We start from the raw sequence: 17498 nt of genomic DNA on the forward strand, positions 1-17498 counted from the left end.
AACGAACCCAGGCAAACACGGATAAGCAGAAAGACATGGAGAAGCAGTAAAACATGGAAATGCTCACGAATGATCCCATTGCAATAAATGCAAGGAAACAGGCGCTCAAAGCCTATGTCCGCCAGCAGTTGGCGGCGGACTATCAGGAGTGCCCGTTTTTTGTGATGGCGCAGGCGACGCCTGAGGCGGACGCGACGACGACCCTTACCTGCGCGCTACCTGAGGCGCTTAACAGCCGGATTTACGCGATGGCGTCCGCCTCTCCGTTGCATCGGTTATCGTTGTTCTCCGCCTGTATCAAGCATCTGGCGTTTGTGCACAGTCGCGAGTCCCTGGGCGCGCTGAACTGGGCGATAGGCGCTGGAGAGCTGGGGCAAGGTCCGAATGACGGCCTTTACGTCATTCCCGCCCAGTGGCGGCTGACGGAAACAGAATTGGCGCAGCCGGTCAAACAACTGATCGGCGCGGAGCTGAGGCAGTGGAAGCAGGTCGCCGGATTGATCGCCGGCCTGTCGCCGCAAAGCGCGTCCACCGATATGTCGGCGGGGCCGCAGGTGCTGGTGGGATATTCGGAAACGGGCGTCCCCTGCGCAGGCATTGACGCTTCTCAGTACAGGCTTTGTATTGGCGTTGAGGCGCGTCCTGAAGCGACCCGGCTGCATCTGCGCTTCAACCCGAATCAGGCGGACCCGGCGCTGGCGCAGTTGCTGCCTGAGCGCCTGCGAACGCTGATGGAGGCGATGGCGTTCGACCCGGGCGGCGTGCTCGCGTCCATGCCCTGGATTCCACCTGCGGAGCAGGCGCGCATTGACGCGCTGTCCGCGCCGACCCAGGGCCGCCCGTTGGCTTATCGCAATGTCGCCCAGGCGATTGCGGCGTCGCTTCGCAATCGGGGCGAGCAGGTGTTTCTGGAGTGCGACGACCAGACGGTCAGCTTTAAGCAGCTGGACGGCTATATCGACGCGTTGCTGCAAGCTCCCAACTGGCCGCACTGGGACGCCCTCGGCGACTATGTCTTGATCGTTGGCGATAAAGGGGTGGAGACCACACTGGCGGCGATGGCTTGCATGCGCATCGGCAAACCGTTCTGTCTACAGTCCCGGCAATCGCCAATAGAACAGCTATCCGATGTGGTGGCCCTGCACAGGACTCAAACGGTGCTGTTGCAGGATGGCGGCGGCGAGCTGGAGCAGCGCTTTGCCGCTCAGGGTTGCCGAGTGGTCAGGCTGCCGTCTTATAACGGCGCGGTCGCGGCGTCCGCGCTGGCGTGCGGCCGGGAAGACGCATTCAGCCATGGCGACGCGGCGTCACTGGACGACCCTTTGTGTGTGGTGATGACGTCCGGCAGCGAAGGCAAACCCAAAGGCTGCGTCAACACCCATCGGGCCCTGCTCAATATCTGTCAGGAGGAGCGCGCCCAGTACCACACAGATCACTCGCGGGTCGCCTCGCTGGCGAACCATACCTTTGATTACTTTGTGCTGGAGTGCGTGCTGGCGCTGACGGAAGACGTCGTCATTGTCGTGGCGCCGGAAGCGGCCCGCACCGACGCGGCCAAGTGCGTCGACTTCCTGCGGGAGCAGCGCATCGACCTGATGTTCACGACCACGGTGCTGGCGGAGGACATCATGGCGCAGGGGGACATCCCCAGCCTGCGGCAATTGTATTTTGGCGGCGAGAGCCTGCGCGCGTTCCAGAAAAATAATTACGAGCTGATCAACCTCTACGGGCCCAGCGAAACCGGGGTGCTCACCACCTATCAGAATATCTCCCGCAATGATCAGAAGGTAACCATCGGCAGGCCCTTCAATGGCTGCCAGTGCGTTGTGGCGTTTCCCGACACTCTGCAACCCTGTCCGATCGGCGCGCCGGGGGAACTGCTGATCGGCGGCGCGGGAGTCGGCGCCGGTTACCTGAATCGCCCCGATCTGACCGCAAACGCCTTCATCGACCTGGACAACGGGGCTCTGCAGGGCCGCTTTTATCGCAGCGGCGACATCTGCTGCTGGGACGCGAACGGTGAACTGGAAATTCTGGGCAGACGGGACCGGCAGTTGAAAGTCAACGGCTTCCGCGTGGAGCTGGACGCGGTCGAAAGGACGGTGCTGGATTTGCCGGGGGTGTCCCAGGCGGCGGTGATCAGCCTGACGGACCAGCGCGGGCACGCCCGCCTCGGAGCTTTTATTGTCGCCGCCGACAACAGCCTCAGCGAGCGCGACTTGCGAGAGATGCTGTTACAGCGTACGCCGGCTTACATGGTTCCCAGTCAGATCATTTTGACGCCTGCGTTGCCATTGACCCGCAACGGCAAGCTGGATCGACAGAAGCTGAAGCAGGCGCTCAGTGACGCAGCCGGCGACGCGGGCCCGCGTCCACAAGGGCCGACTCAAGAGTGGCTGGCGGCGTGCTGGGCCCGCCATCTTGAGTTGGACGCCACAGCTATTGGCGCGGAACAAAGCTTTTTCGCTTTAGGCGGACACTCTTTGCGCGCAGGCAGAGTGCTGGCGGAGATACAGCAGGAATTCGGTCAGGGGGTGTCACTGCTGGAGTTCTTTAAGCATGACGCCATCGCAAGTCTGGCGGCGCTGATCGACGCCCGCTCAGGCGGATATCAGACTGGCGTTGCGGACACTTTTTCCAGGCTGTTGGATAACGCGGCGGAGGCCGGCGAGGTGATTCGGGGCGAGCTGTCCCCTCAGGAGGCCCGCTTGTATGCGCAGTACCGACTGCATCCAGACTCCATGGCTTATGTGCTGGACATCGACATTCCCCTTGCGCAGGACGTCGCCAGCGACGCCGTGAAACAGGCCTTGCAGGCCCTGCTTGACCGCCATGCCATTTTGCGCACGCGTTACCCCCTTGATGAACAGGGCGCGCCATGCGCGGAAGCGCTGGCGACCCTCGACGTCGATCAGGTGTTGATCGGCGCTGACGCGGACTGGACCCGGGCGTTCGCCCTGGAGCGGGGGCCCTTACTGCGAGGATGTCTGCTGGAGCCGCAGACGGAGCGGGCGCGGTTACATCTGCAGGTCCATCATATTCTGGTGGACAAGCCCTCAATGGAGATTCTCAAGCACGAGTTTGAGCAGCTTCTGCGCGGAGCGCAGCCGCCGCAGTCCAGCCTGAGTTATCGCCGTTACGCGCAGGCGTTGGCGGAAGCCCGTCAGCAACCGCTCTGGGAAGAAGCGCAGACGTTCTGGAAAGATTATCTTGAGGGTCTCGATTTTGATCCCTTCGGTCATGGCGCGGTGGATGACGATGACGGGGTGAAATATACCTCCTGGTCTCTGGCCGCAACCGAGTTGGCGGCGGTTAAGCGTCTATGCGCCCGCCACAACGTCACGCCGTCGGTATTCTTTCTGGGGATATGGGGACTGGCCGTGGCGCGGGAGGGCCGCAGCGATGGGTTTTCTATCTCCGTGGCGAACGCCTTTCGTCCGCCGCAGGCGCAAAACACCATAGGCATGTTCGTGTCTCTGGCGCCTTGCGCGTTTCGCTTTGATCGCGATGCAGAGGGGTTTGACGCTTACCTCAAATCTCTGGCGGAAGCGCAGTGGCGGGCGACGGAACGTCTGTTTTTCCCGGTGGAGGAAGTATTTGCGTTACTGCGTCACGACCCTAGAATGTTTGGCTCCAATCCGCTGCTGAATGTCGCCTATTCCTATTTCGACTCCGTCGAGGCCAGCGATGCGACGGCAGAAGGCGACGATGTCGGCAAGGAAGCTCACGGACCGTTGAATCTCACGGTGCTGCACGCCGAGGAGAGTTGCCGGCTGACGTTGGAGTATCAGGCGTCCGCTTTGCCGGAAGAGCGCATGGAGAAACTTGCTGCGAGCTATCGCGATATTCTGCGACAAACGTTGGGCGCCGACTCAGCCCCGTCGCTGCAGGACCTGCTTGTATCCGCCGCCCAGGCGTTCCGGCCTGCGCAACGACGTGAAGCGTATCGCCCCATTGAAGATATTTTACGCGATGGTTTTCTGACCCTGGGCGATCGCCCCGCCGTGATTGACGACGAGGGCGAGCTGAGTTGGGCCGAGTTCGCGTCACTGACCGGGAGCTATGCGGAGCGCCTGAACCGCTCAGAAATTCGGCGCGCACTGATCCAAGGCCGTCCCGGACGCCGGTTGCAGGCGTTTCTGGCGGCGTGTTTCCTGACCCGAACCACTTATCTCGCCCTGGAAGAGGGAACGCCACAAGCCCGTGTGGATGAAGTGATTCGTCATGGGCAGCCGGATATCGTAATAAATGCGGACGATGCGATCGCCGCCAAGGACGTCGACTGGCGCCAGTTTGCGAGCCTGAAGTCCATGGAGACCAATCCCATCGCATGGATACTGTACAGCTCAGGCACCACAGGTCGCCCCAAAGGCATTTGCGTTGCGGCGCAGACCGTCGCGCAATATCTGGACTCGCTGGTCCGCACGCTGAACCTGCAAGCCGGGGCGCGTGTGACGCAGCAGTTTTCCCCCACCTTTGACGGCTATCTGGAAGAAGTGCTGCTGGCCTGGGCGCTGCAGGGAACCAGTCTGGTGACGGACCGCTACAGCCTGCTCGACGAACGCAGGGCGAAAGCGTTTCTGGCGCAGCGTCGTCCCGATGTGATTTCTGCGGCGCCGGCGCTGTTTTCCGCCTGGAACCGCATGGAAAACCTGGAGCCGCTCCCCAAAGTGTGCATCAGCGGCGGTGATTTCCTCACCCTCGGCGATATCGACCGCCTGCTGGAGCGCAGCCAGATCTGGAACAGTTATGGCCCGACGGAAACCTGTATCGCCGTCTCCATGGCGAACTGCGCGGATATGGATTCGGCGCCGATGCTGTCCATCGGCGCGCCTCTGGATCACGTCGCCTTCGCCGTGATCGACCCCCAAGGGCGTCGCCTGCGTCCAGGTCAATGGGGCGAGCTGTTGATCTACGGAGACTTTGCGCAGCACGGCTATCTGAATGAGGCGGAGCTGACTGCGCAGAAGTTCGGAAGCGATGATCGCGGCGTGTATTTCCGCACCGGCGATATGGCCATGGTGGACGCCAGTGGTCAGTGTTTCCTGAAAGGACGTATGGACGACAGCTGCAAGGTGCGAGGCAATTTTATCGGCCTGGGCGAGCTGGAGAGCCGGGCGGGACAACATCCCGGCGTGATCGCGGCGGGAGCGGCGGTGGCGCTGGCGGGTACGCCGGAGGCCTGTCTGGTGCTGGCGATAGAAGGCGATGAAGACGGCGGAGCGGGACTGCAGGCGCATCTGGCCCGGCATTACCCGCGCTCGCATCTGCCTTCCGCGATATTCCCGGTAACGCGTTTACCCCGCACCGAAACCGGCAAACTGGATCGGGCGCAAATCGTCTCTCTGTTTCAGGCGTGGCGTGAACGCGCGCAGGCAGCCCCGGACGCCACGGACCCGGCCTGGGACGGAGAGCTGGGGGAACTGGCGGCGTGCTGGCGCGAATGTCTGGGTTTCCAGGGCGCGTTGACGCCGGACTCGGACTTTTTCCAGGTGTCCGGGTCGTCTTTGAGCGCAGTGCGTCTGGCCAGCCAGATCGAGAGGCGGTTCGGCGTCCCTTTCAGTCCGGTGGATGTGTTTCGCCACGCCACCCTGGCCGCCCAGCGGGCCCTGATCGCAACCCGTCGCCAGTCCCAACCCATGGTGGAGGGATGTCTGCAGGAGCGCTTGCTGAATGCGGACGACGCCAGACTTCCCAAGTGGGTGCTGCTGCCTCCCGCGTTGGGCGGACTGGTGGAGCTGCAAGGGCTGGCGGATGCGTTGGCGGGTTCCGTGACGCTATCGGTGCTGGCCCTGGAGCCCGGTGCGGCCGTCGATCTTTCTGCGCAGGCGTTGCAGACGGCGCTGGCGGACGCCTTATCGTCGCTGGCGGCGGCGCACCGAGAAACGCCTGCGCGTCCCCTGTGGCTGGGCGGCTATTCCCTGGGGGCGGAGATGCTTGCGGCGTTGCTGACGCAGCGTCCGGAATTAGGCCAGGACGTTGAGCAGCTGGTGTTTCTTGACCCCAACCTGCAAACCAGCGTGTTCGACGGGCCGGCGCTGTATGCGGAGTTCCTGGCGTTGTTCCAGGATATCGCCGCGTCCGCTGAAGACAGTGAGACAGCAAAAGCGCTGGCGGCGATCGAAGACGAAGCGGCGCTGCGGGAAGCCTCGCCATCCCTGTTTATGGAGTGGCGTTACTACCGGTTGCAGCATCAGCTCATCCAGCCCGCGCGCTTCCCTGAGCGTTTGTCGGCGTCCCCGTTGAATCGTATCCCGACGCGGGTGTTTCTCTCCGACGACGCCGATGAGAAAAGCGCCGCCGCGTTGCAGCGTTCCGCGCCGGCGAATGCGCTGATACGACGCCTGCACGGGGATCACGTTGAGTTTTTGCGCAGGTTGGGCGCCGATGATGTGTCGCCCGCAGATTTCTCCCAGGCGCAGCCCGTTTCGGCAAGTCAGCCCGAGCCGGTTTAGTAATCAGGGGCGCAGCAAGGACCACAAGGATTTATATCAGACGACCTCGTCTGAGAGTTTAACAAGGTATGGAATTATGAGTGTTGTAGAAATTAGAGAAGATCTGGATATCGCCGTTATCGGTCTGGCGGGTCGCTTTCCCGGTTCCGACAACTGTCATGAGTATTGGCGCAACCTGCTCATGGGCGTGGACGGCATTTCTCATTTTACCGACGAAGAACTGCTCAAGGCCGGGCACGACGCCAACAAGATACGCAACAAGGACTTCGTGGCCGCCAACGGCGTGCTGGGCGGCGCGCAGTATTTCGATGCGGAGTTCTTCGGATACAGCCAGGCGGAGGCGGCGTTGATGGACCCGCAAACCCGGCTGATGCTGGAGTGTGTGTGGCATGCGCTGGAGAACGCCGGCGTCGACCCCGACAAACGCGGTCGCAGCATCGGTCTGTTTCTGGGGGCGCGCAGCACCGTGCAGTGGACCATGCAGGCCATGTTGTCCGAGCAGGTGGATAACGTAGGCGGCTTTCTGGCGTCGCAATTGGCCAATAAAGACGCCATGAGCACGCTGATTTCCTGGAAACTGGGGCTGCAAGGGCCGAGTTTCACCATGCAGACCGCCTGCTCAACGAGTCTGGTCAGCATTCATCAGGCGGTGCAAAGTCTGTTGAACGGCGAATGCGATTTCGCCGTGGCGGGGGGCGTCAGCCTGTTGCTGCCGCAACAGAATGGGCACCTCTATCAGGAGGGCATGCTGTTCTCCAAAGACGGCAAAACCCGCGCGTTTGACGCCGACGCCAGCGGCAGCGTGTTTGGCAGCGGCCTGGGCGCGGTGGTGTTGCGTCGGGCGGGAGACGCTATCGCCGACAACGACCCCATCTGGGCGATTCTCAAAGGCTCCGCCATTAACAACGACGGCGCACGCAAAGTAGGCTACACCGCCCCCAGCGTGAAAGGGCAGGCGGAGGTGATTCGCGCCGCCCTGCAATTGGCGGAAGTGGACGCCGCCGACGTGGATTTCATCGAGTGTCACGGCACCGCCACCGGATTGGGGGACAGCATTGAGTTCATGGCCTTGCGCGAAGTGTTCGCTGAGAGCGGCGCCGACAGCGATACGCCGAACCAGTGCGCGCTGGGCGCGGTTAAAAGCAATATCGGCCATCTGGACTCCGCCGCCGGGGTCGCCGGATTCATCAAGACGGTGCTGGCGCTCAAACACGGCGTGATACCGCCGACGTTGCATTTCCAGCGACCCAATCCGCAACTGGATTTTGAAAAGTCGTCCTTCTATGTCAATACTGAGGCGGAGCGCTGGCCATCACAGGACGGTAAGCTGCGCACTGGCGGCGTCAGCAGTTTCGGCATAGGCGGCACCAACGCCCATATCGTGCTGCAGGAATATGCGCCAGCGCCGACGAAGAAACCTGTCGAAAAAGAGCTGGGCGAACCGCTGTTCTTCCCTTTTTCCGCTATCAACTCAGCGTCGTTGACGCAGCATCTGGAAGCCGTGTCCCAGTGGCTGGTGACGCAGGAGAATCCTGATCTTCACGCGCTCTCCCTTACGCTGAGTAAACGTCACAGCTTTCCCTGTCGGGCGCTGCTGGCGGCGGACTCCCAATTCGCCTTAATGCGGGAAATCGAACGCTATCTGGCGCTCGCAGAGGATGGCGATGCGCCGTCCCTGATACGCTTGACCCTGGCGTCACTGGCGCCGGAGGCCCTGAATGGGAGGCAGGCTCCTCTTGATAACGAAGGCATCGAAAAATGGCTCACAGGCGCCACAAAGGCGTTGCCGTCGTCACTCTTCGGCGATCAATCCATAGCGCCCCTGAAGGATGTTCCGGGCTACGCTTTCGCCCGCGAAGATCACGGCGCAGGCCATGTCTCGGATAAAACCTGGGGACGCATCGCGGACGTTCTGTCGGCGCCGGACGGCGGCAATCTCTCCAAAAACGCGGCGGGCATGCTGACGCCATTCTGGAAACCCGTACGTCTTCGCAAAACCCCGGCGCAATCCGGGTCCCGGCGCGTGCTGCTCGCCCCGGCTTCGACTGAGGCGCTTACCGCAGGGCTCTCCCGGCATGATATCGAAGTGCTGGACTGTAACCCCTTATGTTCAGTGCAATTGCGCAGCGCATTGACGGAGCTGGCCGCAGGCGCGCGCCGCGAACAATCCCTGATGCTGGCGATGACGTTTCCCGCGGACGGCCTGTCAATGAATACGGAATCCCTGCAGGCGCTGGCTGAACTGGGCAGGGCGCTGACGGACGCGGATTTTTCAGGGTATGCGTCCGTACATATTTATTTGCTGGCGCCTTCCTTTTCAGCCGTGGACGACTCACTGCAGGAAGCCGATCAGGTGCTGACGACCGCCGCGCTGAAAGCCCTGGCGTTGGTGGCGCCTCAGGAGATCCCCGGCATTGCGTGCGCCTGTGTGGAGATTTGCAATCCCAGTGAGAGATGGACGCCAGCGGCGCTCGCCAGCGTGTTGGCGTCTCCCATGCATGGGCCTTTGAAGCTGAGCGAAGAAGGATTGTTTGTCGAGGATTTTCGCTGTCCTGACGCAGACGAAAACGAGGTGCTGGAGGCGTCGCATTTTACTGGCGGGACCTTCGTGATTACCGGCGCGGGGGGCAGAATGGCCAGAGCGATGGCGAAAACCCTCGCCCAGCGCTTTCAGGGGCGACTGGCTCTGATCAGCCGTCAGCCAGCGGACTCGCCCGCCATGCAAGACCTGCGGCAGGAACTGACGGCGGCCGGCGCTGGCGAGGTGGAAGTGTTTCCCTATGCGCTGGAATCAGAAAGCGACGCCCTGGCGCTGTTTGAGAGCATTCGCCAGCGTCTGGGCGAAATACAGGTGGTGATTCACGCCGCCGGGGTGACGGATGGCGATTCCTTTGCGCCGCTCGCCCAGCTCGACGCAGATCGCTATCTGGCTCAGCTTGGGCCGAAAGCGCGGGTTGCGCAGACGCTGGCGCGGGTGTTCGAAAACGTGCCTGTGGAGACCTGTTTTGTCACCTCTTCCATGTCTGCGTTTTTCGGTGGAATCGCCCATGCGCCTTATGCGGCCGCCAACCTGTTTCTGGATGGTTGGAGCCAACGACGCAACAACCGGCTGGCGGCGACTCGCTGGGTGACGGTGAACTGGGAGACCATCCACTTCGAGGAAGCGTCGCCAAAAGACGCCAACGCCTGGGGCGCCAACGAAACGGCGCTGCTGGGAGCGGAGTTCCCCGCCTTGTTCGAACGCAGTTTGCGCGAGTTCGACCGTGAGAATCAAAAGATCTTCTCCGCCGGACAGTTTACGGATCGTTTATACGCCTGGGGCGGTCGACGCCCGGCGAACGGCGAGGGACAGGCTTTGTCCTCGGTCAACAGCATTAAGCTGAAACCGCGGCCGGCGACCGTGGCGGCGGCGTTTACCGCGCCCGGCAATACATTGCAGGAAGAGATTGCGGCCATCTGGAGCGGCATTCTCGGTGTGGAAGGCGTGGGCGTCGACGATCGCTTTATGGAGCTTGGCGGCGACAGTCTCAAAACTATCGTGATGGCGGAAAAAGTGTATAAAAAGCTGGGCAAACGGATTGCTATCCAGGACTTTTTCGCGCAACCGACCATTCGTGAGATCGAACGCCAATGTCTGCTGGAGCAGGAGGACGTCAACGTCCCTGCGCTGGACATTGATCCCGCTGCGCCCATATTGGCGAGCGCGGATCAGGAACTGCTTTACATACACCAGACCACCTTTCAGGACGCCAGCTATAACATGCCGGTGGCCTTTGAATGTCCCGCGTCATTCAGCCCTACAGATATTGCGGCGGCGATTGAGCAGGTGGCTGACCGGCATCTGGTGTTGAAGTGCCTGTTCAAGCGACAGGGCGCCAACCTGATGATGGAGCCCCAGGTCCTGGCCAAAGCCAGTCTGGCGGTATTTGAAAGCGCTGCGACAGAGGCGGAGAATCGCGCGCGGCTGCAGCAGTTCGCAGCCATGCCCTTCGATCTGCACGCCACGCCGCCCATTCGCGCCATGATGATAACCAGCCCCGGCGCCGGGCGGCCGCATCAAGTGTTGATCGTCGTCCATCATATTGTTTGTGATGCGGTGTCCCTCGGCATTCTCGCAGACGATTTGCAGAACTTCCTTGCCGGGCGTTCGCCGGCGCCTTTGGAATACAGCTACGCCGCGTTCCGACAGGTGCGGCAGGCGGCTGAAAGTGAGGAAAAAATCCGCAAGGACAAAGCGTTCTGGCTCGCCAACTTATTACCCTTGCCGGCGCCGCTGGCGTTGCCGCGGGTGGAAAGCTGCGATGACGGCGATGAATCCGGGCGCAATCAGGGCGCGACGCGGGTGCAGGCGCTGCCCAGGCAGGTCAGCGAGGACGTCAAGCAGCTGTGCGAGGAACTGGGGCTGCCGACCTTTACTTTCTTCCTCGGCGCGTTTGGCGTGCTGATGAGCAAGATCGCCCGCACGGAATCGTTACTGCTTGGCGTTCCGGTTACCGGACGCACGCAGCCGGAAGAAATGCAGCTGGTCGGTTATCTGGTCAATATGCTGGCGCTGAAGCTTGAGCCGGAGACGGAGTTCCCGGTGGCGGATTATCTGCTGGATCTGAACGAACAGTGGTCCGAATGCGCGCCTTATCAAACTTATCCCATGAGCGCGCTTTTACAGGACTTGAGCGCAGAACCCTATTGTCAGCATCGCCAGGGTAAACACCCTCTGTTCGATGTTGTCTTCGGGTATTTGCCGCAAAGCCTCAACGGCGCAGCGGAAGATAGTCAGAGCGCAGGATTGTCGCGACTGGATATCGGCTCGGATACGGCGAAGTTTGATCTGGTGCTGGAGGTCTCCGAAACCCGGAATGGCTTCGACTGCACCATTCAGTATCGCAAACGCATGTTCGAGCAGACGACGATACAGGCGTTGTTCCAATACTACTTCGAACTGGTGGGGGCCATCCTCGCGGACCCGGAAACAGAAGTGCAGGACTTGTTGCAAAACCTCGATTACCAACCCGTCCAATTTGACGCTGTGCAGACGGCGGACAGGGATGTGGACTTAGAGTTTGATTTTTAGGGAAGGGCGGTTATGAGTTTTATTGGCGATGTATGCAATGCGCTGGGCGATGTGGCGTTATGGGCTTATGAAGAAGCCAGCATCTATCGGCGCAAACGGGAAACGCAGCCGTTGATTGAAGAGAGCGAGGCGGCGTCGCGTCTGCAAGGGGCGGATTACCGTCAGGTGGAGAAAGTGTCGGGTATTGACCCGGCGACATTCAGCGAGCGCTATCTGCTGCGCAATGAGCCTGTCATTATCACAGACGGACTACGAGACTGGCCGGCGCAACAGTTGTGGAGCTTCGACTACTTTTGTGAGGAGTTCGGCGACCTGTCGGTCCGCTTGCAGGATGCGGGATTCAAACCAAAAGACAATGTCGAGCTGCGCGCTTACCTGAAGCAGATTGCTTCGCTTCCTGCGGTGGAGCTGGGGTGTATGAGCAATGAGCTGGACTATCTGCGCTATACCTATGATTCCTTCCTCAAGCACCTGTTATTTACCTGGGGATTTGGCCATCGCGTCAAAACCCAGTCGTTCAGCTTTCTCGCGTTTCAGCGCATTCAGCAGCACTGGAGCCGACCTTATTTTCTGCCCCGGAGCGGCTACCGGATTCCCTGGGTGCAGATGGGCTCCTTAGAGCCGAACAAGCGTATGTGCCAGGACTGGGGACTCTATTTCTCTGCGCCTGGCGCCTGTACCCGTCTGCATGTGGACGGCATGCGCACGAATGCGGTGTTGTGTCAGGTAGTGGGCAAAAAAGCGGGATGGATTTTTTCTTCGTCGCTGGAAGGCTCCGCCAGAACCCTTGCGGAAGGTCGCTCTTTCGCCCATTCGCCCGCCGCCAATGAGCCTGGCGGACAAGGGGACAGGATTTGGCGCTTCGATCTGGAGCCAGGAGAGATCATGCTGATCCCCAAAGGGCTGACTCATGAAGTGCATACTCTATCGCCCAGCATTTCCCTGACCTATAACTTCGTCACCGGCCCGGAGTACGACGATTATTTTAAATTCAAAAGCGCGCGCGGTCCGGGATGGATCGCCAGCGCCCCTATTGCGGCGGCGCCGGCGTTCAAGTCGGTATATCAGAAGCGCGCCGTTTCCGGGATTGACGCCAGGGAGGAAGTAAGCCTTGTCTGATTCAATCTTGTTTGCTGCGAAAAACAGGCCGGACGCCGCCGCGCAATTGCTGTTTATGCACCATGCCGGGGGCTCCAGTTACACCTATATGCAACTGGCGCAGAATCTGTCCGATTCGATTGAAGTCTATTGCCTGGAGCTGGCGGGAAGAGGCGCGCGTTTTCTGGAGCCTCTTAACGCCGACGCCGAGGCGGTCCTTGAGGAGATTCTCGACGCCATCGGGCGATTGCAACTGGGGCGCGATAAGCCGTTGATGATATGCGGTCACAGCCTGGGCGCGGAGCTGGCTTACCAGACCGCGCACAGACTCCGACGCGAGGCGCCGGAAATACGCCTGGGAGTGATGCTCTCCGCGCGCGGCTACATCGATCCTGTTGACCTGCGCGGAAGACCTCGGGAGTCGCTGTCCGATGACGAGATCCTGCGTTTGCTGGAGCAGTACGAAGGGACGCCGCCGGAGGTGCTGGCGGACCCTGAGTTGCGGTCTTATGTGATTGGCGTGATGCGCAATGATCTGACGCTGTTGGCGGCCCTGGCTGGCATGCCGAAACCGCCGCTGGACGTTCATGGGTTTATCGCGGGAGGAGACAGCGACAATCGCGTGCCGGTGTCCCGCCTGGCGGGATGGCGGCGGGCGTTCGCTGCGCCCGTGACGCAGCGGGTGTTCACCGGCGGCCACTTTTATCTGTTCGCCGATAATCAGGCGGCGCCATGGATTGAAGCGCGGGTCAGCGAGTTAGCAGGCTTGCAGGACAGTCGCGCCTGCGCGGCGCCGAGCAGCGAGAAACAGGACCTGACATCACAGGTATTGTGATTGAGTGATTGGCGGACCAGACGGAAGCGACCTGTCCGCCGAATTAATGACAACGAAGTCGAGAGAGAAGTATGTCTGTATTTTCATCAACGATAATGGATTTTTGGATGACCCCTTTTACAAATGGGGAAGTTCTGCTGCAAACCGGGAGCCTGACGGTGATCGCCAATGCGACGTTGCCGGAGGAACGACGGCTGATGATGCTGGAATTGTCGGACGGGCGCGTTATGGCGGTCATGACGCCGGCGATGGCGGATAAGCTGGGCGTCTATCAGCTGGACGCCTTGTCGGCTCCGGCTCTGCGCCAGGCATTGCAGGACGCGGGAGTGGTTCTGCATGGCGCCGATGAGATCTTTTATTTCTCTGCGCAGGATAAAGAAACACTGATGCAGGAAGCCACAGAAGGCGACATCCGCCCGTTAAACATTGAGGATGAGGCCGTTTTCGCTGAATTTCAGGCCTCCGCAACAGAGCAGGACCTGGATGACGCATACGTTGAACTGGATCACTGGGAGGTCTGCGGCGCTTTTATCGGCGACAGCCTGATTTGCGCCGCCAGCATGTATCCCTGGGACAGCTATCCCGGCGACGATGCGCGCATCGCCGATCTGGGCGTGCTGACGCTGCCGCCTTTCAGAGGAAAAGGCTACGCCCGCAGGGTGGTGCGCGCGATTTGCAGACGCGCCAGTGAGAGGGGGTATGAACCACAATACCGTTGTCAGTTCGATAACCTGGCGTCGGCGTCATTGGCGAAGGCGGCAGGGCTGACCTGGTTTGGAAAGTGGGAAGTGATCTCGCCGGATTCCGCCGACTGATCAAGGGCGACGAACTGGTGAGTAAACCAAAACAGATGAGTCAACGGAAAACAGATTTTTAAAGCACAACAAGGAAGAAGTTTGTATGTCAAAACTAAATATTGCCGTGATTGGCGGCGGTAACATCGGCTCCAGTCTGGCGTTTGATTGCGCACTGCGCGGCCATCATGTCGTCGTGGTTGAAAAAGACGAGCCGTCCTGCGAGCAAAGTCGGGCGCGGGTGCTGGAGACGGCGGGTTACGCGCCGTTGTTCAGCCCACTGGCGAAAGGGAAGAAACCACAGGATATTCTGGACAACATTCGCTGGACGAATGAGCTGAGCGCGATCTCTGATTGCGCGTTTGTGGTGGAGAATATCCCGGAAAACATCGAGCTTAAACAGGCGCTATATGCCCGCATGGCCGAGTTTATTGCGCCCAACGCCGTTCTGGCGGCCAACACCTCCTGCATTCCCATCACCAAGCTGGGGTCTTTCCATAAAACCTCGGCGCAGGTCATTGGCGTTCACTTCATGAACCCGGTTTACCTGAAACACACGGTGGAAGTGATACTGGGCCTGAATACGTCAGAGCAAACCCAAGACCGCTGTCTGGAAATGCTGGCGATGCTGGGCAAAAAAGCGGTGGTGGTGAAAGACGGCCCTGGTTTTGTCTCCAACCGCATCTCTCACCTTTTCATGAATGAAGCGGCGTTCGCTATTCAGGACGGCATCGCGCAACCTGCGGATGTGGACGCCATCTTCAAAGAGTGCTTCGGCCATAAAATGGGGCCGCTGGAGACGGCGGACCTGATCGGCGTCGACACCGTGGTGAACTCGCTGGATGTGCTTTATCAGACTTTTCAGGATTCGAAATACCGGGTCTGTCCGTTAATGCGCAGCATGGTGGATGCGGGCCATTTGGGCCGCAAGACCGGCAAGGGGTTTTACTCTTACTGACTTTTCTTCTTACCAGCATTACTCTCTGACGCGACAAGCCGCGGAAGACAGGGCCTGAGCTGCGCAGGTCCTGTCGCTTAATGAAATTCAGGCGCCCAACAGCGTCTGCTCAATCTGCTGCAGATACTTGCTGGGCAGGGCGGGGTAGTCCCAGATAAAGAGGCCGCCAATGCTGTTTTGCGTCACTTCATTGAGAAAGTAATTCAGGTTTTCGGAGTTCAATCCGGCGGGCGTCAGCGCCAGTATCACCTGGTTGGCGGGAACACCGTTGGAAATGGTGCGTTTAATAGCCGGGCCGACATTGGCTTCAATATCGCTCATGCTCCACATGGCTTCCGCATAGCACATCAGGCAGAAGCGGTTGACCGCGCCGGATTGGGCCATGGTTTGCACCGCCTGATTGATCTTGGTCCCCTCGCTGGAGGCGCTGGGGTTGTTGTAATCCCAACCGGCCAAAAAGGTGTAGCTGCACTCTTTGTTGAGAGATTTCAGCTTGCTCATCGTCTCAACCAGCATGTCCACATTCATGTAGCACTCGTCATCAAAATCCACGCCGGCCCAGTTCTTCTTTTGCGTCGCATTGACGATAGCGCTCACTTCCGTCGCATTCTGCGGCATGTTGTTCGGCGTGCAGCCACCGCCGCCGTAGGTCCAAAGCACTTTGCCCGATCCGCCAGGCGCAGCCGTCGTGTCCGGACTCCACCCCGGAGACTGAGGCGTGCCGGTCGTTAGCCCGGAAAGGTTGGTCACCATGCCGTACATGGTGTAAGAAAAAGACTGAGGAGAAGAGTCTGCAGGGTTTTGCGTCCAGCCGCCAATCACATAGTCGCTCATAGCAATTTCCTTATTTCAGTGATAGAACAAAACAACCCGACTCAACTAGCTTAGTCCAATTCCGTCCACCCAGCAGGAGGGTCGTTATTACTATTGCAACGGCTTATTTTCCAATGCGTTATTTTTATTAGGGATTTATATATGGGTCGTACTGAGGCGGCGGATTTATAACCAATTGATCTGAACAGTTATGCGAGGGGAAAAGCGCAGAAAGATGAAAATAATTATGTATCGTAACCTAATTGATACATATGTGACTTATGTTGTTTTCTTATGGGACTAAAGCCGTCGTTGCATATATAAAAACTGGCTATACATAAATAATCGTCATTGCGGCGCTGACATAAAAAAGGGCATGGCGGGAAGTTGTACAATCGTCCCGGCCTGTTTAATGTCAACTATAGAGCGGACTATTAGCCGCTCTCCGGGGCCATGGTATTAAGTACTGATGACGTAGTTCAACTTGTCGTAGACTCTGTACTGGCGGGCGATTCAAAGGGCGTCGGCCTGACTCGGAACGCTTTATCACGTAGCTCGATATTATGATCCCCCAGAGAGAAAAGGCGTAACGATAGTTAGTCTTTTATTGCGACAACAGTTGTTTTCTTTTTATACGAATGAGTATTATTCATGTCGGCGGCTTCGTCTTTCTATTGCAGGGAAGTATTGAATAGAAACTCGACGTCGCCAATGGAAATGGACCTCAACCCAATAAAACAAGGAGTTAAACATGAATCCTTTTAGAGGGGCAGTCCTGGCGACAACGCTTTCAGTAGTTAGTATGGGCGTTAGCGCCAGTACCCTGGTTTTTGATTTTTCAGGCAGCGTCGATTTGACGTTCGACCCGAATCATCATAGCCAGCAAACGATTGATGAATACACTGACATCTTCATGGAAGATCCTTCCTACGCGACCTTTCTCGGTCAGATTATTCTCCCTGACTTCGATAACTACCTGACAGGTACGCATCAAGTGAGCATCAACTCCAGTGGCCTGAATTTGGCGATTGTGAGCGGCATGCTGGGCGGCATCGAAGGGACCCGTCAGGAGGCGCCGGACGGCGTCACCTGGACCCCAGACGATACGCAGCAGGGGGATAGCGGCGTACTAACCATTGTGGACGGCGACATCACCAGCTTTCAATGGTATGCGGGCGCGGCGAACGAGGGCATTATCGGCGCGTACAACAACAGCGTTTTCAATGGGTGGAAGACCAAACTCGGTGAAATCGATCTCACCCTGAATGGCGCCACGGAATCCATACTGATCGGTGACGTCTACTTTGCTTCCAATCAGTTCGGTACCGCCGCAGTCACCATGGTTCCCGAAGCTGACGCCTACGCCATGTGGATGGCGGGTCTGGGTATCGTTGGATACGTGGCCCGCCGCCGCAGTCAGAAAGCGTGAGCTATGGCAATGATATTGGCATGTTGATAATCAGGTTGTCCGCCT

Annotated in this window: 8 protein-coding genes; 7 read left to right on the forward strand and 1 reads right to left on the reverse strand. The window is 59.2% G+C overall.

Annotated features, from left to right (window positions below):
- Positions 1-53: 53 nt before the first annotated feature.
- From AC2IBB_RS16935 to AC2IBB_RS16960, 6 genes are all read left to right on the forward strand, one after another.
- On the forward strand, positions 54-6455 hold the full coding sequence (locus tag AC2IBB_RS16935; protein ID WP_486327947.1) for an AMP-binding protein: 6402 nt from the start codon (positions 54-56) through the stop codon (positions 6453-6455).
- 76 nt (positions 6456-6531) lie between these two features.
- On the forward strand, positions 6532-11526 hold the full coding sequence (locus AC2IBB_RS16940) for a type I polyketide synthase (RefSeq protein ID WP_486327948.1): 4995 nt from the start codon (positions 6532-6534) through the stop codon (positions 11524-11526).
- A gap of 12 nt (positions 11527-11538) precedes the next feature.
- A complete protein-coding gene (locus AC2IBB_RS16945) occupies positions 11539-12645 on the forward strand; it encodes a cupin-like domain-containing protein (protein ID WP_486327949.1) in 1107 nt (368 codons plus the stop codon).
- Positions 12638-13459: a thioesterase II family protein gene (locus AC2IBB_RS16950; RefSeq protein ID WP_486327950.1), complete on the forward strand. Its 822-nt coding sequence runs from the start codon at positions 12638-12640 to the stop codon at positions 13457-13459. Before AC2IBB_RS16945 ends, AC2IBB_RS16950 begins: the two co-directional genes overlap by 8 nt.
- A 107-nt stretch (positions 13460-13566) precedes the next feature.
- Positions 13567-14274 (forward strand): GNAT family N-acetyltransferase, encoded by a 708-nt coding sequence (locus AC2IBB_RS16955; RefSeq protein WP_486327951.1) that lies wholly within the window; start codon positions 13567-13569, stop codon positions 14272-14274.
- A gap of 85 nt (positions 14275-14359) precedes the next feature.
- The gene (locus AC2IBB_RS16960) at positions 14360-15211 is read left to right on the forward strand and encodes a 3-hydroxyacyl-CoA dehydrogenase family protein (RefSeq protein ID WP_486327952.1); all 852 of its coding nucleotides are present in this window, start codon (positions 14360-14362) and stop codon (positions 15209-15211) included.
- An 87-nt stretch (positions 15212-15298) separates the two neighbouring features.
- Here the strand turns inward: AC2IBB_RS16960 and AC2IBB_RS16965 are convergent, their stop codons facing one another.
- Positions 15299-16045, reverse strand: coding sequence for a hypothetical protein (locus tag AC2IBB_RS16965; RefSeq protein ID WP_486327953.1), 747 nt, complete (start codon positions 16043-16045; stop codon positions 15299-15301).
- A 730-nt stretch (positions 16046-16775) separates the two neighbouring features.
- Between AC2IBB_RS16965 and AC2IBB_RS16970 the strand changes: the two genes are divergently transcribed.
- Positions 16776-17453, forward strand: coding sequence for a PEP-CTERM sorting domain-containing protein (locus AC2IBB_RS16970; protein WP_486327954.1), 678 nt, complete (start codon positions 16776-16778; stop codon positions 17451-17453).
- Positions 17454-17498 lie beyond the last annotated feature (45 nt).

The sequence above is a fragment of the Hahella sp. NS-SX17 genome (genome assembly GCF_057367735.1).

What these genes read in the sequence shown, in the direction of transcription:
- AC2IBB_RS16940 (WP_486327948.1), top strand. Translation starts at nt 6,532, where the DNA reads ATGAGTGTTGTAGAAATTAGAGAAGATCTGGATATCGCCGTTATCGGT.
- AC2IBB_RS16970 (WP_486327954.1), top strand. Translation starts at nt 16,776, where the DNA reads ATGAATCCTTTTAGAGGGGCAGTCCTGGCGACAACGCTTTCAGTAGTT.
- AC2IBB_RS16965 (WP_486327953.1), bottom strand. Translation starts at nt 16,045, where the DNA reads ATGAGCGACTATGTGATTGGCGGCTGGACGCAAAACCCTGCAGACTCT.
- AC2IBB_RS16945 (WP_486327949.1), top strand. Translation starts at nt 11,539, where the DNA reads ATGAGTTTTATTGGCGATGTATGCAATGCGCTGGGCGATGTGGCGTTA.
- AC2IBB_RS16960 (WP_486327952.1), top strand. Translation starts at nt 14,360, where the DNA reads ATGTCAAAACTAAATATTGCCGTGATTGGCGGCGGTAACATCGGCTCC.
- AC2IBB_RS16935 (WP_486327947.1), top strand. Translation starts at nt 54, where the DNA reads ATGGAAATGCTCACGAATGATCCCATTGCAATAAATGCAAGGAAACAG.
- AC2IBB_RS16955 (WP_486327951.1), top strand. Translation starts at nt 13,567, where the DNA reads ATGACCCCTTTTACAAATGGGGAAGTTCTGCTGCAAACCGGGAGCCTG.